Below are 24370 nucleotides of genomic sequence, written 5' to 3' on the forward strand. Positions count from 1 at the left end.
CCCACGGTTTCCGCGCGCCCCCGTCGTTCCACAGAGTTGTCCACAACCATTGCGAGAATTGGTTACCCATTCGTAAATTTCCAGATCGTCAAAGCAGTATTGTTTCCAATTGATAAACAATTGCAACGCGGCCGCGCGATCTTCCATGCCGCGGCGCAACACGCGTTCAGGTTGTGTCACAGTCCCGTCTCGCCAAGGCAGAGGGGAACATACCATGCAGGATATCACCAGAATGCTCGCCGATCTGCGCCGCCCGGCACTGCTCGTGCGGACCGCGCGCATCGGCGCCGCGGAATACCGCCGCGAGGCGCATCTGCCCCGCGTGCTGGGCTACGGGGCGCTGCCGCGCAGCGCCGACGCGGCCCTGAGGCTCTTCACGCTCGAGGGCGAACTGGAGGCGGCGCGCCGCGACGCGCGCGCCGACTACAGCCCCGCGCGCCATGTCGAGGTGCTGATCGCGCTCATGGGCGAGGCGCGGATGTTGCGCGCCGCGCCCGGGGTCAGCTGAAGGCGTCGGGCATCGAGGCCTTCTTCTCGGCGACATAGGCCGAAAGCGCCTCGGTCACCGCCGGATCGAGCGCGGGCTGCTGGTATTGGCCCATCAGCTTGTCGACCCGCTCGGAGGCGAGCGAGACCGTGTCGCGCGCGCCTTCCTCGTCCCAGGTCTCGAAGGGCTTGTAGTCGAAGAGCTCGGTACGCCAGAACGCCGACTTGAAGTTGCCCTGGGTGTGCGCGCAGCCGAGGTAATGGCCGCCCGGCCCGACCTCGCGGATCGCGTCGAGGGCCTGCGCGTTCTCGTCCATCGCGATGCCCTGGGCGAATTTGTGCAGCACGCCGAGCTGGTCGGCGTCCATCACGAACTTCTCGAAGGAGGCGACGAGCCCGCCCTCGAGCCAGCCGCAGGAGTGCAGCATGAAGTTCACGCCGCCGAGCAGCGCGGCGTTCAGCGTCTGCGTCGTCTCATAGGCCGCCTGCGCGTCTGGCAGCTTGGAGCCGCAGAGCCCGCCGCCCGAGCGGAAGGGCAGGTTCATCCGCCGCGCGAGCTGGCCCGCGCCGTAGAGGATCTGGCTCGCCTCCGGGGTGCCGAAGGTGGGCGCGCCCGAGTTCATGTCGATCGAGGTGACGAAGGCGCCGAAGATCACCGGCGCGCCCGGCCGCACGAGCTGCGCGTAGCCGATCCCGGCCATGACCTCGGCCAGCACCTGCGTGAGCGTGCCCGCCACCGAGACCGGCGCCATGGCGCCGCCCACGATGAAGGGCGAGACGATGCAGGCCTGGTTGTTGCGCACATAGACCTCGAGCGCGCCCATCATCACGTCGTCGAAGGTCATGGGCGAGTTCACGTTGATGAGCGAGGTCATCACCGTGTTCTGCTGCACGAACTCCTGCCCGAAGAGGATCTCGCACATCTCCACGCTGTCCTGCGCGCGCGAGGGTTCGGTCACCGAGCCCATGAAGGGCTTGTCCGACAGCGTCATGTGCGCAAGCAGCATGTCGAGATGGCGCTTGTTCACCGGCACGTCGGTCGGCTCGCAGACCGTGCCGCCCGAATGGTGCAGCCATTTCGACATGTAGCCCAGCTTCACGAACTTGCGGAAATCCTCCATCGTGGCGTAGCGCCGGCCGCCGGCGAGATCGCGCACGAAGGGAGGGCCGTAGACCGGCGCGCAGACCAGCGTGTTGCCACCGATCTCCACCGATTTTTCCGGGTTGCGCGCCATCTGTGTGTAGCGCGCGGGCGCCTTCGCGCAGAGTTCGCGGGCCAGCCCGCGCGGAATGTGCACCCGCTCGCCCTGCACGTCCGCCCCCGCCTCGCGCCAGCGCGCCAGCGCCTCGGGGTTCTGCACGAAGTTGACCCCGATCTCCTCGAGGAGGATCTCGGCGTTCGCCTCGATGATCTCCAGCGCCTCGGCGTTCAGGATCTCGAAAAGCGGGATGTTGCGCTCGATGAAGCGCGCGGTCTCGATGCGCACGGAGGTCCGCTCCGCACGCCGCGCCGCGCCGCCGCCACTGCCTGGGGCCCGTCTGCGGGTTGCTGCCTCGGTCATGTCTCACCTCGCGCGCCAAGGGTTTCGGGTGGACAGGGTGTAACGCCGCGCCCGTCCTCCTGCGGTGATCGTTTGCGGCCAGTTTCGGACGAAAACGACATGGCGCGGCATCATGCGCCCTTGCGCGCGCTTGCGCGTCCGCATCGCGCGGCTTAGAGGGCAGCCATGACACAGCCTGCCCATGACCGCATGCTCATCGTCGATTTCGGGTCCCAGGTGACGCAGCTCATCGCGCGGCGCCTGCGCGAACTCGACACCTATTGCGAGATCCACCCCTTCCAGAACGTCACCGAGGCGTTTCTCGAAGCGTTCCGCCCCAAGGCGGTGATCCTGTCGGGCGGACCGGCCTCGGTCACCGATCCGGAGAGCCCGCGCCCGCCCGAGGCCGTCTTCGCGCTCGGCGTGCCGGTGCTGGGCATCTGCTACGGACAGCAGGTGATGATGCAGATGCTGGGCGGCCGGGTGGAGCGCGGCGACGGCACTGCGGAGTTCGGCCGCGCCTATGTCGTGCCCACCGCGACGCGTCTCGATCTGCTGGAGGGCTGGTTCGACACGGGGCGCGAGCAGGTCTGGATGAGCCACGGCGATCATGTGGCCGCGCTCGCTCCGGGTTTCGAGGTCTTCGGCACCTCGCCCGGCGCCCCCTTCGCCGTGACCGCCGACCCCGAACGCCACTTCTACGCCGTGCAGTTCCACCCGGAGGTGCACCACACGCCGAACGGCGGCAGGCTTTACGCCAACTTCCTGAAGATCGCGGGTTTCACCGGCGACTGGACCATGGGCGCCTACCGCGACGAGGCGATCGAGAAAATCCGCGCGCAGGTGGGCGACGCCAAGGTGATCTGCGGTCTTTCCGGGGGTGTCGATTCCTCGGTGGCCGCCGTCCTCATCCACGAGGCGATCGGCGACCAGCTGACCTGCGTCTTCGTGGATCACGGGCTTCTGCGCCTCAACGAGGCCGAGGAAGTCGTCTCGATGTTCCGCGATCACTACAACATCCCGCTCGTCCACGTGGACGAGACGGAACGCTTCCTGTCGGCGCTGGAAGGCGTGTCCGATCCGGAAACGAAACGCAAGATCATCGGAGGACTGTTCATCGACGTCTTCCAGGAGCACGCCGACGGCATCGAGGGGGCGGAATTCCTGGCCCAGGGCACGCTTTACCCCGACGTGATCGAATCGGTCTCCTTCTCGGGCGGTCCGTCGGTGACGATCAAGAGCCACCACAACGTGGGCGGCCTGCCCGAGAAGATGGGCCTGAAGCTCGTGGAGCCCTTGCGCGAGCTTTTCAAGGACGAGGTGCGCGTCCTCGGCGGCGAGCTTGGCCTGCCCGGGAACTTCATCGGCCGCCACCCCTTCCCGGGCCCCGGCCTCGCCATCCGCTGCCCGGGCGAGATCACCCGCGACAAGCTGGAGATCCTGCGCAAGGCCGACGCGGTCTACATCGACCAGATCCGCAAGCACGGGCTTTACGACGAGATCTGGCAGGCCTTCGCCGCGATCCTGCCCGTGCGCACGGTGGGCGTGATGGGCGACGGGCGGACCTACGACTACGCCTGCGCGCTCCGCGCCGTGACCTCGGTGGACGGCATGACGGCCGACGTCTACCCGTTCAGCCACGAGTTCCTCTCCGAGACGGCGACGCGCATCATCAACGAGGTGCGCGGCATCAACCGGGTGACCTACGACATCACGTCGAAGCCCCCGGGCACGATAGAGTGGGAATGACCCGGGCGCGCCGGGGCGCTCTGGCGCGCCGCCGGACGGGCTGCTAAGCGAAGGCATGGCCACGCGCGACGCCCCTGCCCCGGTCCGATCGCCGACCCTCCTCGCCGGTTTCTGGATGGTCGGGACGGTCCTCTCTTTCACATCGATGGCGGTGGCGGGGCGGGAGCTGTCGGCGGGTCTCGATACCTTCGAGATCATGCTCTACCGCAGCCTCGTGGGCGTGGGGATCGTGCTGGCGGTCGGCGCCGCGGCGGGCACGCTATCGCAGGTGAGCGTGCTGCGGTTCCGCCTGCATGTCATCCGCAACGTCACCCATTTCACCGCGCAGAACCTCTGGTTCTACGCGATCGCGACCATCCCGCTCGCGCAGGTGGTGGCGCTGGAGTTCACCTCGCCGCTCTGGGTCGTGCTGCTGGCGCCGCTCGTCCTCGGTGAGCGTCTGACGCCCGTCCGCGCGCTTGCCGCGCTTCTGGGCTTCGTCGGCATCCTGATCGTCGCGCGCCCCGGCGTGACACCGCTCGAGGCCGGGCAGGTCACCGCCGCGGGGGCGGCGCTGGGCTTCGCGCTGACTGCGCTCGCCACCCGCGCGCTGACCCGCACCGAGAGCATCACCTGCATCATGTTCTGGCTCACTTTGATGCAGGCCGTTCTCGGGCTGGCCGCGGCCGGGGTGGACGGCGACATCGCCCTGCCCGGTCCGGGCGCGCTGCCCTTTGTCGCGCTGGTGGGTGTCGCGGGGCTTTCGGCCCATTTCTGCCTGACCAACGCGCTGCGGCTGGCACCGGCGGGGGTGGTCATGCCGATGGATTTCGCGCGGCTGCCGGTGATCGCCTTCGTCGGAATGGCACTTTACGCCGAGCCGCTGGAATGGGCGGTTCTCGTCGGCGCGCTGGTGATCTTCGCGGCCAACTGGATCAACATCCGGGCGCAAACGCGGGAAACGACGCAGGCCCTGCGTCCGGAGTGAGGCCGGCGGCCCGTCCCGGCGGGGGTTCAGCCCTAGGTTGACGTTGCGTTGCTTACCCCATGTTAACGTTCCGCCAATATTGACAGCCGTCGAAGCCCGTTCCTACTCAGGAGGTTGCGCTGCTACCGAGGGCTGTTGCGGTCGGCGCGTCAGGGGAGGAATGCAATGAAGACACTGATCGGAGCGGCATCCGCGCTCGCGCTTGCCGCCGGCGGGGCGCTTGCGGGGGGCATCGAACGCACGACGCAATCGGCGATGATCCTCTACGAGGACGGAAATTACGGGGAGCTGAGCCTTGGCAGCGCCTCGCCCAGCGTGAGCGGGACGAGCCGCGCGCTCGGGCCTTTCCCTGCCCAGAAAATCGACAACGTGGCGGACGATTACTTCCTGCCGGGCTTCGGCCTGAAGATGGATCTCGGCGACAATCTCTCCGCCGCGCTTATCTACGATCGTCCCTTCGGCGCGGACGTGAAGTACGACCCGCTCAATCCCGTCCTCGGCGGCACCTCGGCGGAGGCCTCGACCAACGCGCTCACCGCACTTCTGAAATACCAGATCAACGAACGCGTCTCGGCCTTCGGCGGCCTGCGATATCAGACCGCCGAGGGTGACATCGGCCTGCAAGGCGCCGCGTATGGGCCGGTCTCCGGCTACGAGGTCTCGCTCGACCGCGACGCCGCGGCCGGCTATGTCCTCGGCGTCGCCTACGAGGTGCCGGAGATCGCGCTTCGCGTGGCGCTGACCTACAACTCCGAGATCACCCACGAGATGGGAACGCGCGAGACGATTGGCGGCACCCCCATCGCGCCCCCTTCGGTGACAGAGGTCAAGACCCCGCAAAGCGTCAACCTCGACTTCCAGACCGGCATCGCGCAGGACACGCTGCTGTTCGGCTCGGTCCGCTGGGTGGAGCACTCGGCCTTCCGGGTGGATCCGCAGGGGTTCGTCGGCGCCACGGGCGACGGCCTCATCGACCTCGAGGACACGACGACCTACCGGCTCGGCCTCGGGCGGCGCTTCAGCGACAAGTGGACGGGCTCCGTCACCCTCGCGTACGAGGCGCCGGGCGACGATCTCGTCTCGCCGCTCGCCCCGTCCACGGGATATACGCAGGTCGCGCTCGGCGCGGCCTACCAGGCGACCGAGATGATGCAGATCGCGGGCGGCGTGAGTTACACCGTCCTCGGCGACGCCAAGCCCGAGACGGGAACGCCCGACGTCGCGCGCGCAGATTTTTCCGACAATGACGTCGTCGGCGTGGGGCTGCGCGTCTCGTTCAATTTCTGACATTCCTTCATCCCCGCTCAAGGCCCCGCCCCATCCCGGGCGGGGCCTTTTGCTGCGCGAGGGGGTTTGACCGGGGCTCGCGCTCTGGCTAAGGCGCTTCTGGAACGATGGGACGGCCCCCGGCATGATCTACGAGACCGCGACGGACTGGCTTGATGCGCCCGAAAAGCGCGTGGTGCTTTTCGGCATGTCCGGGCTTGGCAAGACACGGCTTTCGGCCCTGCTGCGCGAGCAGGGAGGCTGGTTCCATTACTCCGTCGATTACCGCATCGGCACGCGCTACATGGGCGAGCACATCGCCGACCTTTTCAAGCGGGAGGCGATGAAGCTCCCGTTCCTGCGCGAATTGCTGATGTCCGACTCGATCACGATCGACTCGAAGATCCGCTTCGACAACCTCGCGCCGCTGTCGAAATACCTTGGAAAACCGGGGGATCCGGCGAAGGGCGGGCTGGAGTTCGAAGAATACATGCGCCGGCAGGCGCAGCACCGGGCCGCCGAGCGTTCGGCGATGCTCGACACCGGCCATTTCGTGACGCGCGCCCGCGAGATCTACGGCTACCGGAACTTCGTCTGCGACACCTCGGGCTCGATCTGCGAGATCGTCGATCCCGAGAACCCGGCCGACGCGATCCTCGCGGCGCTCTCCGCAACGGCCCTGCCGGTGTGGATCGAGGGATCCGAGGCCCACACCGCGGAGCTCGTCCGCCGGTTCGACCGGGCCCCGAAGCCGATGTATTACCAGCCCGATTTCCTGCGCGCGGCCTGGAGGGAGCACCTCGAGGAAACGGGCCTTCGCGAAACCGAAGTGGACCCGGACGCCTTCGTGCGGCGGACCTATGCGCGCGCGCTCGCGCACCGGCAGCCGCGCTACGCCGCGATGGCGCGCTGGGGCGTCACGGTAAGCGCCGACGAGGTCGCCGCCGTCAGCGACGCCGCGGGCTTCGAGGCGCTGCTGGCCCGCGCGCTTGAGCGCCGCGCCGAATAGGCGTATCCCCGCCCTTTTCCCCAGAAGGCCGAGCGACCATGCCGATCAAGATCCCGTCCGACCTGCCCGCCTACGGCATCCTCTCGCGCGAGGGCGTCATGGTCATGTCGGAAGAGCTTGCGGCGCGGCAGGACATCCGGCCCCTGCGCATCGGGCTGCTCAACCTCATGCCGCAGAAGATCCAGACCGAGACCCAGTTCGCGCGGCTCATCGGGGCCACGCCGCTGCAGATCGAGCTCAGCCTGATCCGCATGACCGAGCACCAGACCAAGACGACCGCGCCCGAGCACATGGAAAGCTTCTACCGCCCCTTCGCCGAGGTCGAGGCGTCGGGCGAGAAGTTCGACGGCCTCGTCATCACCGGCGCGCCGATCGAGCATCTGCCCTTCGACGAGGTGACCTACATCGAAGAGCTCCGCCGCGTCTTCGAGTGGACGCAGAGCCACGTCCACGCCACCTTCGGCGTGTGCTGGGGCGGCATGGCGATGATCCACTATTTCCACGGGGTCGAGAAGCACATGCTGCCCGAGAAGGCGTTCGGATGCTTCCGCCACCGCAACCTGGCCCCCGCCTCTCCCTACCTGCGCGGTCCCTCCGACGACCGCCTGATCCCGGTGAGCCGCTGGCCAGAGATGCGCCAGGCCGAGATCGACGCCGCGCCGGGGCTGCGTACGCTGATCGCGAGCGACGAGGTGGGCCCCTGCCTTGTCGAGGATACCGCGCACCGGGCGCTCTACATCTTCAACCATCTCGAATACGACAGCGATACGCTGAAGCAGGAATACGACCGCGACGCGGCGGCGGGGACCGATATCGCGGTGCCGGTGAACTATTATCCCGGCGACGACCCGACGCGCCCGCCCGCCAACCGCTGGCGCAGCCACGCGCACCTGCTATACGGGAACTGGATCGCCGAGATCTACCTGACCACCCCCTTCGACCTTTCCGAGATCGGGCAAAGCGTCACCGATCTTCGGCGGGAGCGCGTGTGAGCCCCCTCGCCACCGGCCTGGTCGTCCTCGCGCTCGTCCTCGGCGGCGGCACGCTCGCGACCCTCGTGAAGGCGGCCCGGCACGAGGCCCGGACAGAGGCGACCTACCCGCCCCAGGGCCGGATCGTGACGGTGGACGGCCACCCGGTACACGCCTACGTCTCGGGCGCGGGGCCGGATGTCGTGCTGATCCACGGGGCAAGCGGGAACCTGCGCGACTATACCTTCGACCTCGCCGGGCGGCTGTCTCGGCACTACCGGGTGATCGCGCTGGACCGTCCCGGCCTCGGCTACACCCCGCGCCTGCCCGGAGCGGAGCCGGCGAGCCTCGAGGCACAGGCACGCCTCCTCTCCGGTGCGGCGGCGGCACTAGGCGCCGAGCGGCCGCTGGTGCTGGGCCATTCCTACGGCGGCGCCGTGGCGCTGGCCTGGGCGGTGCATGTGCCCGACCGCCTCTCCGCCCTGGTGCTTCTCGGTGCGGCCTCGAACCCGTGGGAGGCGGGTCTCAGCCTTTATTACCGCCTCGCCTCGCATCCCTGGCTCGGCCCCGTGACTGTGGCGCTTATCGCCGCCTGGGTGCCCGACAGGGTGGTGACCGACGCGGTGGCCGAGGTGTTCGAGCCGCAGCCCCCGCCGCGGGGATACGCCGCGCATTTCGGCCCGGGCCTTGCGCTGCGCCGCGCGACGCTGCGCGAGAACGCGCTTCAGCGCGCCGCGATCAAGGACGAGATCATCGGCATGGTCCCGCGCTACGACGCGATCACCGTTCCCACGGAGATCCTGCACGGCACCGCGGACCGGACCGTGGGTCTGCGGATCCATTCCGAACCGCTCGCCCGCCAGATCGCCCATGCCCGGCTGACGCGCCTTGCCGGGGTGGGCCACATGCCGCACCACGCCGAGCCCGAAGCCGTGATCGAGGCCGTGGACCGCGCCGCCGCCAGCGCCGGATTGCGCTGATCCACCCTGCCCGTCATGATCCCCCGAAAGGAGGGACGACCATGCCGCTGAGCCTGCCTTTCGACGAGGCCATCACCCGCTACTACGAAACCTCCGCGCCTTCAGAGATCCGCGCGGCGATCGCAAGGGGCCGCAAGGGCGATATCCTCGACCCCGACTACCCGCACGACAGCCGCATGGAGAAAAAGAGCTACAAGCGCCAGCTCGGCACGCTTCAGATCGAACTGGCCAAGCTGCAGGCCTGGGCCAAGGCGTCGGGCGCGCGCGTCGCCGTCGTTTTCGAGGGCCGCGACGCGGCCGGCAAGGGCGGCTCCATCAAGCGGTTCCGCGAAAACCTCAATCCGCGCGTCGCGCGCCTCGTGGCACTGCCAAAGCCGTCGGACCGCGAGGCCACGCAATGGTACTTCCAGCGTTACGTCGAACAGCTTCCCGCCGCGGGCGAGATCGTGCTCTTCGACAGGTCCTGGTACAATCGCGGCGTGGTGGAAAAGGTCATGGGCTTTTGCACCGAGGCCGAGCGCGAGACGTTCTTCCGCCAGGTGCCCGAGTTCGAGACGCTTCTCGTGGACGAGGGTATCGTGCTCGTGAAGATCTGGCTCAACGTCGGCCGCGCGGAACAGCTGCGCCGCTTCCTCGCCCGCGAGGCCGATCCGCTGAAGCGGTGGAAGCTCTCGCGCATCGACGTGGAAGGGCTCTCCCTCTGGGACGCGTATACCGACGCCATCGCCGAGACCTTCGCGCGCTCCCATGCCTCGATCGCCCCTTGGGTGGTGATCCGCTCCGACGACAAGCGTCGCGCCCGGCTGGAGGCGATCCGCGCCGTGCTGGAGCGGCTCGACTATCCCGGACGCGACGATGCGGCGATCGGGACGGGCGATCCGAAGATACGCGGCGGACCGGAGCTCTGGCGTGGCTAAACGGGGTTACCACCACGGCAACCTTCGCCAGGCGCTGGTGGATGCCGCGCTGGAGCTGATCGAGGCGAAAGGACCCGAGGGGTTCACCCTCAGCGAAGCGGCGAAACAGGCCGGCGTGACGCCCGCCGCGGTCTACCGGCATTTCGAGGGCCGCGCGGATCTCATCGCAGAGGCGGCGCGGCAGGGCTACGAGATCTTCGCCGACGTGATGCAGCATGCCTATGACAGCGGCCAGCCCTCGGCGCTCGCCGCCTTCGAGGCGACGGGACGCGCGTATCTTGCCTTTGCGCGGAAGCATCCCGGTCACTACATCGCGATGTTCGAAAGCGGGGTCGGCGTGAACCGCACCCCCGAACTGGCCGCCGCGGCCGCGCGGGCCCGTGGCGTTCTGGAACGCGCGGCAGAGGATCTTTCGCGGCATATCCCGCCCGAGAAGCGCCCCCCCGCGGCGATGTTCTCCGCCCATGTCTGGGCGATGAGCCACGGCGTCGTCGAACTCTTCGCACGGCAGGCCCCGGGCCGCGCGTCGCCCTTTCCGCCCGAGGAATTGCTGGAAAGCGGGATCGGCATCTACCTTCGCGGCCTGGGCCTCATCCCGCCCGACGGGTGAGCGCCCGCGCGACGACCGTCCCGCCGGCGGGGATCGACCCGCCTCGATGGCGCCAGCCGGTTAATGCGGCGCGTCGGGCCGTTCCAACCGTCACGCGACCGCCGAAACGAGAAAGGGCCCCTCGCGGGGCCCTTTCCATCCGGTGCGATACGCCTCAGCGCTTGGAGAACTGGAAGCTCCGGCGCGCCTTGGCGCGGCCATATTTCTTGCGCTCCACCACGCGGCTGTCGCGGGTGAGAAAGCCCGCCGCCTTGAGCGGCCCGCGCCGGGCCGGGTCGTAGAACTGCAGCGCCTGCGAGATGCCGTGCTTCACCGCGCCAGCCTGGCCGGAAAGCCCGCCGCCCTTCACGGTGCACATCACGTCGAACTGGTCCTCGACGCCCGCCACCTGGAACGGCTGCCGCAGGATCATCTGCAGCACCGGCCGCGCGAAGTACTTGCTCATGTCCTTGCCGTTCACGCTGACCTTGCCGGAGCCCGGCTTGATCCACACGCGCGCCACGGCATCCTTGCGCTTGCCCGTCGCGTAGGACCGGCCCAGGTCGTCGCGGATCGCCTCGCGCGTCGGCGCGGGCGCTGCCACGGCGCTTTCGCCGCCGGTCACGGTCTCGAGGTCCTCGAGCGATTTGATTTCGTCCGCCATCACTTCGCCACCCGCGTGTTCTTGGAATTCATCGACTTCACGTCCAGCACCTCGGGCTGCTGCGCCTCGTGGGGATGCTGGGTTCCGGCGTAGACACGCAGGTTGGTCATCTGCTTCCGCGCAAGCCGGTTGCCGGGAAGCATCCGCTTGACCGCCAGCGTCACCACGCGCTCGGGATGGGCGCCATCGAGGATCTGCGCCTTGGTGCGCGACTTGATCCCGCCGGGATAGCCGGTGTGCCAGAAGTGCTCTTCGGTGCGCTTCTTGCCGGTCAGCTGCACCTTGTCGGCGTTGATGACGATGACGTTGTCGCCGCAATCCATGTGCGGGGTGAAGGACGGCTTGTGCTTGCCGCGCAGCCGGGTGGCGACGATCGAGGCGAGGCGGCCGAGAACGACGCCCTCGGCGTCGATCACGATCCACTTCTTGTCGATCTCCGCCGGGGTGGCAGAGTAGGTTTTCATTCGGGTCGCCCTCAGGGTCTGGAACTGTTCGACGGCGGGACAGCGCCCGCCGCGTCTGAATGGCCGGGTTATACGCGGAGCGCGCGTGCAGTCAAGGCGCGCGCACCCCATTAAATTAATGCGTTTCAGTAACTTGGAAAATAGGTATAAAGATACCCCATATTTCTGCCCGCCATCGCCTCACTCGGGCCGGCAGATCTCGCCGCGTCCGATCGCGCGCCCCGTTCGGGCAAGCAGCCCCGCCACGAGCCCGCCGAGCAGCGCGAGCGCCGCCGCGCCGATCCAGCCATGGGCGTCGGAGTCCGCCAGCGCGCCATAGCGGAACGCCGCGATCGAGAACGCCGCGACCGGGAAGGACAGCGCCCAGAAGGAAAGCGCGAAGGACAGCCTGGCAAGCTGCGGCACCTGCACCGCGACCAGGGCGGCGAAGACGCAGGCGGCGTAGAAGAGGATCCGCGCGAACGCGTCGAGCCCGCCGGCAAGCTGAACATAGGCCAGAAACGCCACCGCGGGCGGCGCGATCAGGATCACGAGCGTCGGGAAAAGTCGCGCCGGAACCGGGTCGTGGAAGACGAGGCGGTTCATGACGAGCGTCAGCAGCACGCCCCAGAACACGAGCCCCGCCGAAAAGAACAGCCACGACAATTCCGCGTAGCCGAGCGGCACGCCGGCCACCGGCACGATCACGTTGCCCACCGCGGGAATGAACCACGCGGGCGTGAGGTGACCCACCTGGAAGGGGCGGTGGCCGATCCAGCCGGAGACCACGGCCAGCGTCAGGACCGCCTGCCCCGCCCCGCCCAGCCACCAGATCGTCCGCGCGGCGCCGGGGTGGTGCGGCAGAAGCGCCGTCGCCATCAGCAGCAGCGAAATCGAGACGGTGGGAAAGAAGGCCAGCTTGACCGGGTGCTGCCACTCCGCCGCGACCGCGCCTGGATGGCGCAGGATCTTGAGCGCGTAGATAGCGGCGATCGCCAGGAAGATCGCGATGCCCAGCCACATCGCGGCCTCCGACGCGCGGGCAAGGCCCGGCCAGAGCACCGTGCCGGCATGGCAGGCGAGACTGAGGCCCATGATCCCCATGACGATCGCGAAAAACGTGATCGGGAAATGTTCGAGACGGTTGCCCGCCTGCTCCCCGGCCTGCCCTGCCTTGCCTGTCGTCATCATCCGCGCTCCCCGTGACCGTTTCGCATGCTGCCGCCCCTGCCTGCGCGCGGCGCGGTGTCGCTTCCATGACGCAGATCAACCGCGCTTGCCACGTTCATGCGGCGATGCGGCGATTGCCTGTTGCGCGACTCGCCAATCATCCCTAGGCGCGCGCTACAGATATCGGGACCGATCCCAACTCCGGGCCACCGGGGGGGCGCTAAGGGACCGCTGGATTCAATCTGCTGGCTAGAAGGGGAGCGCCATGAAGGACGCCAACCTCTTCCAACTGGGGATCGGTCTGGAGACAGGCGCCCAAGCGGAAGACACCGACACAGGCACCAATGTGCCTTTTATCCAAACACCCGCCCGGGATCTCTTCGACGAGACACGCGAGGACCATTTCATCCGCCACGACGGCGCCGTCTTCGCGGGCACGCATCCCATCATCGAGGTGGTGAACGGCCATGGCCTCGACGACGAGGCGCGGATCGCGCAGGCGTTCCACGACTGCGTGGACCGCTGCGGCGCGACGCTGCTGCACATCCACACGCACAGGTTCAACCCCCAGGGCGTGAGCGGCGTGGCGGTGCTGGCCGAAAGCCACATCAGCGTGCACACCTGGCCCGAGATCGGCTACGGCGCCTTCGACGTCTTCATGTGCGGCGACGCCCGGCCATGGCGCGCGGTCGATGTCCTGAAGGCGGCCTTCGCCACGTCGGACGTCCGCGTGAGGGAACTGCGCCGCGGCGAGGGCGTGGTGGCCGAGGCGGGCATCGCGGCATGACCGGCTGGATGCGCGAGACGCTGCACCGCGACCACGCGCAGGCCCTGCGCGTGGAGCGGCTGCTCTATGACAGCGAAACCGACCACCAGCGCCTGCAGGTCTTCGAGAACGCAACCTTCGGCCGCGTGCTGACGCTCGACGGGGTGGTGCAGACCACCGAGGCCGACAATTTCATCTACCACGAGATGCTGACGCATGTGCCGATCCTCGCCCATGGCGCGGCGCGGCGCGTGCTCATCGTGGGGGGCGGCGACGGCGGAATGGCGCGCGAGGTGCTCAAGCACCCGGGCATCGCCCGGCTGACCATGGTCGAGATCGACGCGGGCGTCGTGGCCTTCTCGAAGGAATACCTGCCGATGCTCTCCGCCGGGGCCTTCGACGACCCGCGGCTCGAGCTGGTGATCGCCGACGGCGCGGAGTTCATGCGCGCGGACGGCCCGGATTACGACGTCATCATCATCGATTCGACGGATCCCGTGGGACCCGGCGAGGTGCTTTTCACCGACAGCTTCTACGGCCACGCCAAGCGGCGCCTGGCGGAGGGCGGCATCCTCGTCACCCAGAACGGCGTGCCCTTCCTGCAACCGGACGAGCTGATCGGCACGATGGGCGCCTTCCGGGCGCTCTTCGCCGACCCGGCCTGCTACCTCGCCACGATCCCGACCTATGCCGGCGGCCCCATGGCCTTCGGCTGGGGCAGCGACGGGGACGCGCGCGCCACGCCGCTCGACGTGCTCGAGGGGCGCTTCGCCGAGAGCGGGATCGCGACGGACTACTACACGCCCGAGGTGCACAAGGCGGCCTTCGCCCTGCCGGGCTACGTCCGGCGCCTGCTGGCCTGAGCCCGACGCCGGGCGCGCGCCCCCGCCCCCGCTTCTTCTTGGCCCAAATACTCTCGGGGGGTGAGCCCCGCGAGGGGCGAGGGGGGCCGACGGCCCCCCTACCCCGCGGCGCGCCCCTGTCGCGGCGGGATCGAGTAGGTCATGCTCGCGCGCGCCACGGGCTCTTCCGCGCCTTCCGAGAAAAGCAGCACGTCGCCCACCGCCAGCGTGCGCCCCAGCTTCAGCAGGCGGCAGCGCGCGATCATGTCGCGCCCGGCCGCGGGCTTGCGCATGAAATCCATCGAACAGCCGGTGGTGACCGCCAGCGCCTCCGGCCCGATCATCGCCAGAAGCGCGAGGTAGACCGACACGTCGGCCAGCGCGAACATCGAGGGCCCCGAGACGGTGCCGCCGGGGCGCAGATGCCGCTCGGCCACGGCGAGGCGGACGTCGATCTCGCGTTCGCCCACCCGCTCGATCACGAACTCCTCCGCCACCTGCGGGAACTCGCGGCGCAAAAACTGCGTGAGCGCGCCCGCGTCCATCTTGACCGCCATGCTTTCCTCCTGCCCCTTTGGCGCATAGAGTTCCCGCGAAGAGGCGAGGAGGACAAGATGGCACTTCTGGATCGTACCGACCGTGACGCCGTCGCGCATCTGACGATGAACGCGCCCGAACGGCTGAACGCGCTGTCCGACGCGATGCTGGCCGCCCTTCAGGCGGAGTTCGACGCGCTGAAGGAGGATCGTGGCGTGCGCGCGGTGGTGCTTTCGGGCGCGGGCAAGGCCTTCTGCGCGGGTCACGACCTGAAGGAGATGCAGGCCGGCCGCCAGTCCGAGGATGGCGGCGCGGGCTATTTCGGCGATCTCTTCGAGCGGTGCGGCCGCATGATGCAGACGATTCGCGACGTGCCCCAGCCGGTGATCGCGCAGGTCCACGGCATCGCCACCGCCGCGGGCTGCCAGCTCGTCGCGTCCTGCGACATGGCCGTGGCGGCCGAAGGCACGCGCTTCGGCGTGAACGGGGTGAATATCGGGCTCTTCTGCTCGACGCCGATGGTGGCTCTCACGCGGAACGTGCCGCTGAAACACGCCTTCGAGATGCTGGTGACCGGCGAGTTCGTGGACGCCACCCGCGCCCGGGAGCTCGGCCTCGTCAACCGCGTCGTGCCGCAGGACTCGCTCGCCGAGGAGACGGCCGCGCTCGCCGGGACCGTGGCGGCCAAGCTCGGCACCGCGGTCAAGATCGGCAAGCGCGGCTTCTACGCGCAGTCCGAGATGCCGCTCGACGAGGCCTACGCCTTCACCGGCGCGGCGATGGTGGAGAACATGCTCGACCGCGATACCGACGAGGGGATCAACGCCTTCCTGCAAAAGCGCGCGCCGGACTGGGCGCAGTAAACGATCCGCGCCCCGTGACATCGCGCGCCCGAGCGCCTAGATCGATGCCCATGACCGAGACGATTCACATCATCGGCGGCGGCATGGCCGGATCAGAGGCCGCCTGGCAGGCCGCCCGAATGGGCGTTCCCGTGGTGATCCACGAGATGCGCCCCGAGACCGGCACATTCGCGCACCGCACGGCCCACCTGGCAGAGATGGTGTGCTCGAATTCCTTCCGCTCCGACGATGACGAGCAGAACGCCGTGGGGCTCCTCCACTGGGAGATGCGCGAGGCGGGCGGTCTCGTCATGGCGATGGCCGACCGCCACCGCCTGCCCGCGGGCGGCGCGCTCGCCGTGGATCGCGATGCCTTTGCAAGGGACGTGACGGCGACCCTCGCCGCGCACCCCAATGTCACGCTCGCCACGGGCGAGATCACCGAACTGCCGTCCGAGGGCCGCTGGATCGTGGCGACCGGGCCGCTGACGTCCTCCGCGCTCGGCCAGTCGATCGCGCGGATCACGGGGGCGGACGCGCTGGCCTTCTTCGACGCGATCGCGCCCATCGTGCATGCCGATTCGGTGGACATGTCGGTGGCCTGGCGGCAATCCCGCTACGACAAGGGCGAGACGGAGGAGGAGCGGCAGGCCTATCTCAACTGCCCGATGGACCGCGAGCGCTACGAGGCGTTCATCGACGCGCTCGTCTCCGCGGACAAGACCGAGTTCCACGAAGGCGAGACGGCGGGCTATTTCGACGGCTGCCTGCCCATCGAGGTGATGGCCGAGCGCGGGCGCGAGACGCTGCGCCACGGGCCGATGAAACCCGTCGGCCTGACCAACCCGCACAAGCCCGAAAAGAAGCCCTGGGCGGTGGTCCAGCTGCGCCGCGACAATGCGCTGGGCACGCTCTACAACATGGTGGGCTTCCAGACGAAGATGAAGTACGGCGCGCAAACCGATGTATTCCGCATGATTCCAGGGCTGGAAAACGCCCGCTTCGCGCGTCTCGGCGGCATCCACCGCAACACCTTCCTGAACGCGCCCACGCTGCTTGACGCGGAACTGCGCCTGCGTGCGCGGCCCCACATCCGCTTCGCGGGCCAGATCACCGGGGTGGAGGGCTACGTCGAATCCGCGGCCATGGGGCTTCTCGCGGGGAAGCTCGCCGCTGCGGAAATCCTGGGCCGCCGGCTGCCCCCCGCGCCGCCCGACAGCGCCGTGGGCGCACTCGTGCACCACATCACCGGGGGTGCGGAAGCGAAAAGCTTCCAGCCGATGAACGTGAATTTCGGGCTCTTCCGGCCTCTCGACGGCGTGAAGGGCGGACGTCGCGGGCGCCGCGACCGCTACAAGGCCTACACGGACCGCGCCAAGGCGGCCTGGACCGCCTGGCTGACCCAGACGGCGCTGGACGCGGCCTGATCGCGCAGGTTACCCTTGGGCCATGCCCGAGAAGTTTCTCGACAAGGTCTACGACGTTTCCGGCATGGAAGAGACCCGCGCCCTCTACGACGACTGGGCCGCGAGTTACGATACCGAGCTGGGCTCGGCCGGCTACGCCACGCCCGCCCGCACCGCAAAGGCGCTCGCCGCGCATATGGGCGACCGCTCCGCGTCGGTGCTCGATTTCGGCTGCGGCACCGGGCTGTCGGGCGCGGCGCTCCGGGCGGCGGGCCTCACGACGATCGACGGCGTGGACGTCTCCGACGAGATGCTGGCCGAGGCGCAAGGGAAAGGCGCCTACAGGTGCCTCGACCGCATCGGATTCGACGACGACCTGTCGGACCGCCGCGGCCGCTACGCTGCCGTGGCGGCCATCGGGGTGATCGGGGCGGGCGCGGCGCCGCTGGCGGTCTTCGATCGGCTGATGGCGCTTCTCGAGCCCGGGGGGCTCTTCGCCTTTTCCTTCAACGATCACACGCTCGAGAATCGATCCTACGAAGCCCATGTCTCCGAGTGGACGGACACGGGCGCAGCGCGGCTTCTGGTCAGCGACTACGGCCCGCACCTGCCGGCGCGCGATCTCAACTCCCGCGTCTATGTGCTTGAACGAAAGTGAGCTTTCGGACCCGTTTCGCCCCATCGCCGACAGGCCCGCTGCATCTCGGCCACGCCTATTCCGCGCTGCTGGCCCATGATCGTGCGCGCGCGGCGGGCGGCGCCTTCCTGCTGCGCCTCGACGACATCGACCAGGCCCGCGCCCGCGCGCACTGGGCCCGCCAGATCGAGGACGACCTCGGCTGGCTCGGCATCACGTGGGACGCGCCCGTGCTGCGCCAGTCCGACCGCATCCCGCGCTACCGCGCGGCGCTTGGCGATCTCTGGGCGCGCGGGCTTCTCTACCCCTGCACCTGCACCCGGCGCGACATCGAGGCCGCGGCCGCCGCACCGCAGGAGGGCGCGCCGCTCCTCGGGCCGGACGGGCGGGTCTATCCGGGCACCTGCCGAGCCGACGCGCCGCGCGCGGGGCCGCTGCCCGAAGGCCCGGCGCTGCGCCTCGACATGGCGCGCGCGCTCGACCTCGCCGGTGTCGCGGCGCGCCCGCTCGGCTTCGAGGAAACGGGCCTTGCGGAGCCGCCTTCCCTCGACCCCGAGAATCTGATCGCGGGCATCGGCGACGTGGCGCTCGCGCGCCGGGACATGGGCGCGTCCTATCACCTCTCGGTCGTGCTCGACGACGCGGACCAGGCGATCACCCATGTTATCCGCGGCGCGGACCTCGCCCCCGCGACGGCGATCCACGTGCTCCTCCAGCGGCTTCTCGGGCTGCCCACGCCGGTCTACCATCACCACCGCCTGATCCGCGACGAGGCGGGCCACCGCCTCGCCAAGCGCGACGACGCGCGCGCCATCGCGACCTACCGCGCCGACGGCCGCAGCCCCGCGGACATTCGCATGATGGTCGGCCTGCAACCGTCTGATCTTGTTGGTGGAAAGACGCCCGTGAGCTGAGCGCCCTCAGCCTTGCGGCGTCAGGATCTCGACCTCGTCCCCGTCGCGCACTGCCGTGTAGAAGCAGCTTCGCCGCCCCGTGTGGCAGGCCGGCCCCGTCTGGTTCACCAGAAGCAGCAGGCAGTCACGGTCGCAATCCACCCGCATCTCCACCAATTCCTGCACATGGCCCGAGGTCGCGCCCTTCTCCCAGAATTCCCCGCGCGAGCGCGACCAGTAGGTCACGCGCCCCGTCTCGAGCGTGCGGGCGACCGCCTCCGCGGTCATCCAGGCCAGCATCAGCACCTCGCCGGTCCGCGCCTCCTGCGCGATGGCGGGAACGAGGCCGGCCTCGTTGTAGCGAAGCGTCGCGGGATCGAAGGGCATGGCGCAAATCCTTTGCATCTTTGGCGCGGGGACCTAATTATTTCCGAAAGCGCCGAAGAGGAAGGCCATGGCTGGCGACGACGACCTGATGAAGCTTTATTCTGGGCGCATTCTCGCGCTCGCAGCGGATATTCCGCACCGGGGGCGGCTCGATCACCCGGACGCGAGCGTCAGGAAACGGTCGCCGCTCTGTGGCTCCACGGTGACGGTGGACCTAACCATGACCGACGGGCGCGTCTCCGATTTCGGTCAGGACGTGAAGGCCTGCGCGCTCGGCCAGGCGGCGGCGGCCGTGCTGGGCGCGGCGGTGATCGGACGCAGCCGGCCGGAGCTTGAGGCCGCGCGCGACGCGCTCCGGACCATGCTGAAATCCGACGGTCCCGTGCCGGACGCACCCTTCGACGGGTTCGAGGTGCTGCGCCCCGCCCGCGACTACAAGAACCGGCACGCCTCGATCCTTCTCGCGATCGAGGCCGCGGCCGAGGCGGCGGCGCAGGCCGAAGCGGCCCACTGCGCCTGAGCGCGCAGGCGACCCCCTATAAAAAAACCGCCGCGCTTCCGTGAGGAAGGCGGCGGTGAAGTGCAGTCCGCGTGCTTGGGGACAGGTCAGGCTCTGGCCGGAAGAGTGCGTCTCTTCCGCGACTGGATTTAGTCGGCAGGCGCGCGTTTTGGGGACAGGATGCGCAGGGAGCCTTTCATTCGCGGACCGCGAGGCAGATCAGACGAGCCCCGGCAGGTGCAGCGCGCCGACAAGAATGACGGCGAGCGCGACGACACCGGCCATGTCCTCGACGACGGCCGCCGGCTGGCGGCGAAGAATGTCGGCGATCTGGGTCATCATGGCGGTGCCTCCTGCATGGCTTCGTTGCTTCTTTGTTCTCACACCCCACCCGCATTGTAAAGAACTTTTAAGGAACATTCGCGAACATTCCGGTCGCGGCCATCAGCCGACGGAAATCAGGCGGATCGCTTCGTCCTGCCCCATCAGCCACAGAAGCGTCCGCGCCGCCTGGCCCCGCGCCGTCTCCAGCGTCGGGTCGTCGGCCAGCAGGCGCCTTGCGTCGGACTGGGCGATCGCCATCAGCGCGGCCTGCCGCTCCACCTCCGCCACGCGAAACCGCGGCAGGCCGGATTGCGCCGTCCCAATAAGGTCGCCCGCCCCGCGCATTTCGAGGTCCACCTCGGCGATCCGGAAGCCGTCCTCGGTGTCGCGCAGCGTGGTGAGCCGCCGCGCCGCGGAGTCCGAAAGCGGCGCCTGGTAGAGCAGAAGGCAGGTCGAGGCCCCGCTGCCCCGCCCCACCCGGCCGCGCAGCTGGTGAAGCTGGGCAAGGCCGAAGATCTCCGCGCGCTCGATCACCATGATCGTGGCGTTGGGCACGTTCACGCCCACCTCGATCACGGTGGTGGCGACCAGCACCTTCGTCTCGCCCGACTGGAACCGCGCCATCGCCGCGTCCTTGTCCTCGGGCGGCATCTGCCCGTGGACGAGGCCCACCACCCCCTCGCCGAGCGCGGCGCGGAGCCGGCGGAACCGGTCCTCGGCGGCGATGAGGTCCACCGCCTCGCTCTCTTCAACCAACGGGCAGACCCAGTAGGCCTGCCGCCCCTCGGCCACGGCGCGGCGCAGATGGTCCACCACCTCCTCGCCCCGCGCGGTGGAAACCATGGCGGTGCGGATCGGCTGGCGGCCCGGCGGCTTCTCGTCAAGCAGCGAGATGTCCATGTCGCCGTACTGCGCCAGCGACAGGCTGCGCGGGATCGGCGTCGCGGTCATCACCAGAACATCGGCCCGCGCGCCCTTGCGGCCAAGCTCCAGCCGCTGGCGCACGCCGAAGCGGTGCTGCTCGTCCACGATCGCGAGCCGCAGGTCGTGGAACGCCACATCCTTCTGGAAAACGGCGTGGGTGCCCACCAGCACGTCGATCCCGCCCTCGGCGAGCGCGACGAGCTTCGCCTGGCGTGTCGCGCCCTTGTCCCGCCCGGTGAAGACCTCCAGCCGCACACCCGCCACCTCCGCGAGCGGGCGCAGCCCCTCGAGGTGCTGGCGGGCGAGGATCTCGGTCGGCGCCATCATCACGCCCTGCCCGCCCGCCTCCACCGCGATCAGCAGGGCGAGGAAGGCCACCAGCGTCTTGCCCGCGCCCACGTCGCCCTGGAGAAGCCGGTTCATCCGCCGCGGCGCGCGCATGTCGGCGGCGATCTCCTCGACCGCGCGGGTCTGGGCCGCGGTCGGGCGAAACTCCAGGTTTTCCAGACCCTTCGCCTGCAAGGCTCCGGTGCCGTGGGTCTCCCGCCCCTTGCCGCGCCGCAGCCGCGCCCGGGCCAGCGCGAGGGTCAGCTGATGGGCCATGAACTCGTCATAGGCGAGCCGCTCGCGCGCGGGCGCAGTGGCCGCGAGATCCACCTGCCCCTCGGGCGCGTGGGCGGCGGCGAGCGCGTCGCGCCAGCCGGGCCAGGCCGCGCGCGCCTTCTGCACCGGGTCGATCCATTCGGGCAGGTCCGGCGCGCGGGCGAGCGCGGCCCGCACGGCGCGCGCCATCGTCTTCTGCGTCACCCCGGCGGTGAGCGGATAGACCGGCTCGAACTCCGGCATCTCGCCCGCCTCCTCGGGCGGCAGGATGTGGTCGGGATGGACCATCTGCGCGATGCCGTCGAACAATTCCACCTTGCCGGAGACGATCCGGCGGCTTCCGGGCGGAAGGACGCGTTGCAGGTAATCCGGCCGGGCGTGGAAGAAGACGAGCTGAAAGCCCGTCGCCGCGTCCTCGACCTGCACGCGGTAGGCGCCCGAGCGCTGGCGCGGCGCGCGATGCGTGCCCACCGTCACCTCGACCGTCAGAACCGCGGGCAGTTCCGCGCCCTGCACCGTGTCGCGGCGGCGCCGGTCGATCACCGAATGCGGCAGCGCGAAGAGCAGGTCGCGGGGCCGCTCCACCCCCATCTGCGCCAGGGCCCGGGCGGTCTTGGGGCCGACCCCGTCCAGCGACTCGAGCTCTGCGAAAAGCGGGAAGAGCGGCTCCGGCCGCGTGCTCATGCGGCGCCGATCAGCTTCAGCCAATCGTCCTCGTCGATGATCTCGACGCCGAGCTCGGTAGCCTTCTTCGCCTTGGAGCCCGCGCCCGGGCCTGCGACCAGAAGATCGGTCTTTGCCGAGACCGAGCCCGACACCCTGGCGCCCAGGCTTTCCGCCCGCGCCTTGGCCTCGGCGCGGGTCATCTTCTCCAGCGTGCCGGTGAAGACGACGGTCTTGCCCGCGACCGGGCTGCCCTCGGTGTCGGGCTGCTCCGCCTCCAGCACGGTCAGTTCCCCGGCCAGCCGGTCGATCGAGGCGCGCTCGGCATCCTGGGTCACCGAGGTGACGAGCGAGCGGGCGAGCACCGCGCCCACCCCGTCGATGGACAGCAGATCGTCCCAGGCCGGGCCGGCCTGGTCCGTCGCCGCGTCCATGGCCGCGAGGAACGCCTCCCAGCGGCCATAGTGGCGCGCCAGAAGCTGTGCCGCCGTCTCGCCGACATGCCGGATGCCCAACGCGAAAATCATTCGTTCGATGGGAATTTCACGACGCTCTTCAATGGCGTCGAAGAGATTTCTCACGCTCTTCCCCCCCCAGCCGAGTTGCTCGGAGAGGGGCGTGCGGCTGCGGCGCTCGAAGGTCCGTGCGACCTCCTCGCGGTCGAATCCCTCGAGCCCCAGCGCATCGGCGAGGCGCTCCCGCGCTTCGCCGCGCTCTTCGTCGTGAAGGCCCGCGAGAACCTCTTGCGGCGGCGCCAGCGCCTTCTCGCCCGCCGCGTCGCGCGCGGCGAGGGTGAAGATGTCCGCGGGCTCGCGGATCCAGCCCAGGAGGTAGAACTGCTCCACCTGCTTCGCGCCCAGCCCCTCGATATCGAAGGCCGCGCGCGAGACGAAATGCTTCAGCTTCTCGATGGCCTGCGCGGGGCAGATCAGCCCGCCAGTGCAGCGGCGCACCGAATCCCCCTCCTCCCGGATCGCGTCCGAGCCGCATTCGGGGCAGCTCGTCGGGAAGACATAGCCGGTGGCGCCCTCCGGCCGGCGCGACAGGTCCACATCCGCCAGTTTCGGGATCACGTCGCCGGCGCGGTAGACCTGCACCCAGTCGCCCACGCGCATGTCCTTTCCGTCGCGGATCGGGTTGCCCTGCGAATCGCGCCCCGCGCTGTAATCCTCGTTGTGCAGCGTCGCGTTTGACACGACGACCCCGCCCACCGTGACCGGGACCAGCCGCGCCACGGGCGAAAGCGCGCCGGTGCGGCCCACCTGGATGTCGATCGCCTCGAGCTGCGTCCAGGCGAGTTCGGCGGGAAACTTGTGGGCGATGGCCCAGCGGGGCGTGGTGGACCGGAAGCCGAGCCGCTCTTGCAGCGCAAGGTCGTTCACCTTGTAGACGACGCCGTCGATGTCATAGCCAAGCGCGGCGCGGCGCCGTTCGACCTCGCGGTAGCGGGCAAGCATCTCGCCGGGTCCGTCGCAGAGCGCGGTGAGCGGGTTCGTCGGGAAGCCAAGCGCCGAGAGACGCTCGATCGCGCCCATCTGCGTCTCGGCGAGCGGCGCCGAGAGCGCGCCCCAGCCATAGGCGAAGAAGCGGAGCGGGCGGCCGGCGGTGACGGAAGGGTCAAGCTGGCGCAGGCTGCCCGCCGCGGCGTTCCGCGGATTGGCGAAGCGTTTCCGGCCCGCCGCTTCCTGGCGCGCGTTCAACGCCTCGAAATCGGCATGCGCCATGTAGACCTCGCCGCGCACCTCGACGAGATCGGGGCCGCCCTCCAGCCTTTCGGGGATCTCGCCGATGGTGCGGACGTTGCGGGTCACGTCCTCCCCCTCGGTGCCGTCACCGCGCGTCGCCGCCTGCACGAGCCCCCCGGCCTCGTAGCGCAGCGAAAGGCTCAGCCCATCGATCTTGGGCTCGGCGGTGTAGGCCAGCGGCGCGTCGGCGGCAAACCCCAGATAGCGCCGGATGCGGGCGTCGAACTCGGTGATTTCCTCGTCGTCGAAGGCATTCGCGAGCGAAAGCATCCGCACTGAATGAACGACCTTGGCGAAGCCTTCTGTGGGGGGGGCGCCCACCCGCTCGCTGGGGCTGTCGGGGCGCTTGAGGTCGGGAAAACGCGCCTCGATCCGGGCGTTGCGCCGCTTGAGCGCGTCGTAGTCGGCGTCACTGATCTCGGGAGCGTCGTCGCGGTGATAGGCCGCATCCGCCCACGCGATCGCCTGCGCAAGGCGCTGGAGTTCGGTCGCGGCCTCGTCCCGGCTCAGCGCCTCGACCGGCGTCGCTTCAGGGTCTTTCGGGGCCACC

General features: G+C 69.2%; 25 protein-coding genes. 16 read left to right on the top strand and 9 right to left on the bottom strand.

Features of this window, described 5'->3' with window-relative positions; all coding sequences use genetic code 11:
* The first annotated feature begins 214 nt into the window (after positions 1-214).
* Complete coding sequence (locus tag AB6A65_RS13625) at positions 215-508, top strand: DUF6477 family protein (protein WP_371038938.1); 294 nt, start codon at positions 215-217, stop codon at positions 506-508.
* Here the strand turns inward: AB6A65_RS13625 and AB6A65_RS13630 are convergent.
* Positions 501-2048, bottom strand: a complete 1548-nt coding sequence (locus tag AB6A65_RS13630; RefSeq protein ID WP_371038939.1) for a trimethylamine methyltransferase family protein — start codon at positions 2046-2048, stop codon at positions 501-503. The two genes, AB6A65_RS13625 and AB6A65_RS13630, sit on opposite strands and share 8 nt — an antisense overlap.
* A gap of 165 nt (positions 2049-2213) precedes the next feature.
* Here AB6A65_RS13630 and guaA point away from each other — a divergent pair, with 165 nt between their 5' ends.
* The 8 genes from guaA to AB6A65_RS13670 all read left to right on the top strand — a co-directional run bounded on the left by guaA (position 2214) and on the right by AB6A65_RS13670 (position 10496).
* On the top strand, positions 2214-3776 hold the full coding sequence (gene guaA / locus AB6A65_RS13635; RefSeq protein ID WP_371038940.1) for a glutamine-hydrolyzing GMP synthase: 1563 nt from the start codon (positions 2214-2216) through the stop codon (positions 3774-3776).
* 115 nt (positions 3777-3891) lie between these two features.
* Positions 3892-4743 carry a DMT family transporter gene (locus tag AB6A65_RS13640; RefSeq protein WP_371038941.1) on the top strand — a complete coding sequence of 284 codons (852 nt, stop codon included), beginning with the start codon at positions 3892-3894 and terminating at the stop codon, positions 4741-4743.
* Between the two features lie 165 nt (positions 4744-4908).
* Positions 4909-6030 carry an OmpP1/FadL family transporter gene (locus AB6A65_RS13645; RefSeq protein WP_371038942.1) on the top strand — a complete coding sequence of 374 codons (1122 nt, stop codon included), beginning with the start codon at positions 4909-4911 and terminating at the stop codon, positions 6028-6030.
* A gap of 124 nt (positions 6031-6154) precedes the next feature.
* The gene (locus tag AB6A65_RS13650; protein WP_371038943.1) at positions 6155-7018 is read left to right on the top strand and encodes an ATPase; all 864 of its coding nucleotides are present in this window, start codon (positions 6155-6157) and stop codon (positions 7016-7018) included.
* Positions 7019-7056: 38 nt separating this feature from the next.
* Positions 7057-8010, top strand: a complete 954-nt coding sequence (gene metA, locus AB6A65_RS13655; RefSeq protein ID WP_371038944.1) for a homoserine O-succinyltransferase — start codon at positions 7057-7059, stop codon at positions 8008-8010.
* Positions 8007-8969 (top strand): alpha/beta fold hydrolase, encoded by a 963-nt coding sequence (locus AB6A65_RS13660; protein WP_371038945.1) that lies wholly within the window; start codon positions 8007-8009, stop codon positions 8967-8969. The genes metA and AB6A65_RS13660 overlap by 4 nt, the downstream gene beginning before the upstream one ends.
* A gap of 47 nt (positions 8970-9016) precedes the next feature.
* The gene (gene ppk2 / locus AB6A65_RS13665) at positions 9017-9886 is read left to right on the top strand and encodes a polyphosphate kinase 2 (protein WP_371039023.1); all 870 of its coding nucleotides are present in this window, start codon (positions 9017-9019) and stop codon (positions 9884-9886) included.
* Complete coding sequence (locus AB6A65_RS13670) at positions 9879-10496, top strand: TetR/AcrR family transcriptional regulator (protein WP_371038946.1); 618 nt, start codon at positions 9879-9881, stop codon at positions 10494-10496. Before ppk2 ends, AB6A65_RS13670 begins: the two co-directional genes overlap by 8 nt.
* Positions 10497-10650: 154 nt before the next feature.
* Here AB6A65_RS13670 and rpsI read toward each other — a convergent pair whose 3' ends face one another.
* The 3 genes from rpsI to AB6A65_RS13685 all read right to left on the bottom strand — a co-directional run bounded on the left by rpsI (position 10651) and on the right by AB6A65_RS13685 (position 12770).
* A complete protein-coding gene (gene rpsI / locus AB6A65_RS13675; RefSeq protein ID WP_371038947.1) occupies positions 10651-11139 on the bottom strand; it encodes a 30S ribosomal protein S9 in 489 nt (162 codons plus the stop codon).
* Positions 11139-11603 carry a 50S ribosomal protein L13 gene (gene rplM, locus AB6A65_RS13680; protein ID WP_371038948.1) on the bottom strand — a complete coding sequence of 155 codons (465 nt, stop codon included), beginning with the start codon at positions 11601-11603 and terminating at the stop codon, positions 11139-11141. Before rplM ends, rpsI begins: the two co-directional genes overlap by 1 nt.
* A gap of 180 nt (positions 11604-11783) precedes the next feature.
* Positions 11784-12770, bottom strand: a complete 987-nt coding sequence (locus AB6A65_RS13685) for an SLAC1 anion channel family protein (protein ID WP_371038949.1) — start codon at positions 12768-12770, stop codon at positions 11784-11786.
* Positions 12771-13017: 247 nt separating this feature from the next.
* Between AB6A65_RS13685 and speD the strand changes: the two genes are divergently transcribed.
* Together speD and speE are read left to right on the top strand one after the other, a co-directional pair.
* A complete protein-coding gene (gene speD / locus AB6A65_RS13690) occupies positions 13018-13539 on the top strand; it encodes an adenosylmethionine decarboxylase (RefSeq protein ID WP_371038950.1) in 522 nt (173 codons plus the stop codon).
* The gene (speE, locus tag AB6A65_RS13695; protein WP_371038951.1) at positions 13536-14381 is read left to right on the top strand and encodes a polyamine aminopropyltransferase; all 846 of its coding nucleotides are present in this window, start codon (positions 13536-13538) and stop codon (positions 14379-14381) included. The genes speD and speE overlap by 4 nt, the downstream gene beginning before the upstream one ends.
* Positions 14382-14479: 98 nt before the next feature.
* On the opposite strand, the gene AB6A65_RS13700 is transcribed toward speE, so the two are convergent.
* Positions 14480-14917, bottom strand: a complete 438-nt coding sequence (locus AB6A65_RS13700) for a PaaI family thioesterase (protein WP_371038952.1) — start codon at positions 14915-14917, stop codon at positions 14480-14482.
* Between the two features lie 57 nt (positions 14918-14974).
* Here AB6A65_RS13700 and AB6A65_RS13705 point away from each other — a divergent pair, with 57 nt between their 5' ends.
* From AB6A65_RS13705 to gluQRS, 4 genes are read left to right on the top strand one after another with little or no spacing between them, the layout of a single operon-like run.
* Positions 14975-15760, top strand: coding sequence for an enoyl-CoA hydratase (locus AB6A65_RS13705; protein WP_371038953.1), 786 nt, complete (start codon positions 14975-14977; stop codon positions 15758-15760).
* A 50-nt stretch (positions 15761-15810) separates the two neighbouring features.
* Positions 15811-17166: a methylenetetrahydrofolate--tRNA-(uracil(54)-C(5))-methyltransferase (FADH(2)-oxidizing) TrmFO gene (trmFO, locus tag AB6A65_RS13710; RefSeq protein ID WP_371038954.1), complete on the top strand. Its 1356-nt coding sequence runs from the start codon at positions 15811-15813 to the stop codon at positions 17164-17166.
* A gap of 22 nt (positions 17167-17188) precedes the next feature.
* A complete protein-coding gene (locus tag AB6A65_RS13715) occupies positions 17189-17803 on the top strand; it encodes a class I SAM-dependent methyltransferase (RefSeq protein ID WP_371038955.1) in 615 nt (204 codons plus the stop codon).
* Positions 17800-18696 carry a tRNA glutamyl-Q(34) synthetase GluQRS gene (gene gluQRS / locus AB6A65_RS13720; protein ID WP_371038956.1) on the top strand — a complete coding sequence of 299 codons (897 nt, stop codon included), beginning with the start codon at positions 17800-17802 and terminating at the stop codon, positions 18694-18696. The genes AB6A65_RS13715 and gluQRS overlap by 4 nt, the downstream gene beginning before the upstream one ends.
* A gap of 6 nt (positions 18697-18702) precedes the next feature.
* On the opposite strand, the gene hisI is transcribed toward gluQRS, so the two are convergent.
* Complete coding sequence (gene hisI / locus AB6A65_RS13725) at positions 18703-19062, bottom strand: phosphoribosyl-AMP cyclohydrolase (RefSeq protein WP_371038957.1); 360 nt, start codon at positions 19060-19062, stop codon at positions 18703-18705.
* Positions 19063-19129: 67 nt separating this feature from the next.
* Between hisI and AB6A65_RS13730 the strand changes: the two genes are divergently transcribed.
* On the top strand, positions 19130-19582 hold the full coding sequence (locus AB6A65_RS13730; RefSeq protein WP_371038958.1) for an iron-sulfur cluster assembly scaffold protein: 453 nt from the start codon (positions 19130-19132) through the stop codon (positions 19580-19582).
* 198 nt (positions 19583-19780) lie between these two features.
* Here AB6A65_RS13730 and AB6A65_RS13735 read toward each other — a convergent pair whose 3' ends face one another.
* The 3 genes from AB6A65_RS13735 to ligA form a co-directional block, all read right to left on the bottom strand.
* Positions 19781-19903 carry a hypothetical protein gene (locus tag AB6A65_RS13735; protein ID WP_371038959.1) on the bottom strand — a complete coding sequence of 41 codons (123 nt, stop codon included), beginning with the start codon at positions 19901-19903 and terminating at the stop codon, positions 19781-19783.
* A gap of 102 nt (positions 19904-20005) precedes the next feature.
* Positions 20006-22096, bottom strand: coding sequence for an ATP-dependent DNA helicase RecG (gene recG, locus AB6A65_RS13740; protein ID WP_371038960.1), 2091 nt, complete (start codon positions 22094-22096; stop codon positions 20006-20008).
* Positions 22093-24369 carry an NAD-dependent DNA ligase LigA gene (gene ligA / locus AB6A65_RS13745; protein WP_371038961.1) on the bottom strand — a complete coding sequence of 759 codons (2277 nt, stop codon included), beginning with the start codon at positions 24367-24369 and terminating at the stop codon, positions 22093-22095. Before ligA ends, recG begins: the two co-directional genes overlap by 4 nt.
* Position 24370 lies beyond the last annotated feature (1 nt).

This window comes from Rhodosalinus sp. FB01 (genome assembly GCF_041365715.1).
GTDB lineage: Bacteria > Pseudomonadota > Alphaproteobacteria > Rhodobacterales > Rhodobacteraceae > Rhodosalinus.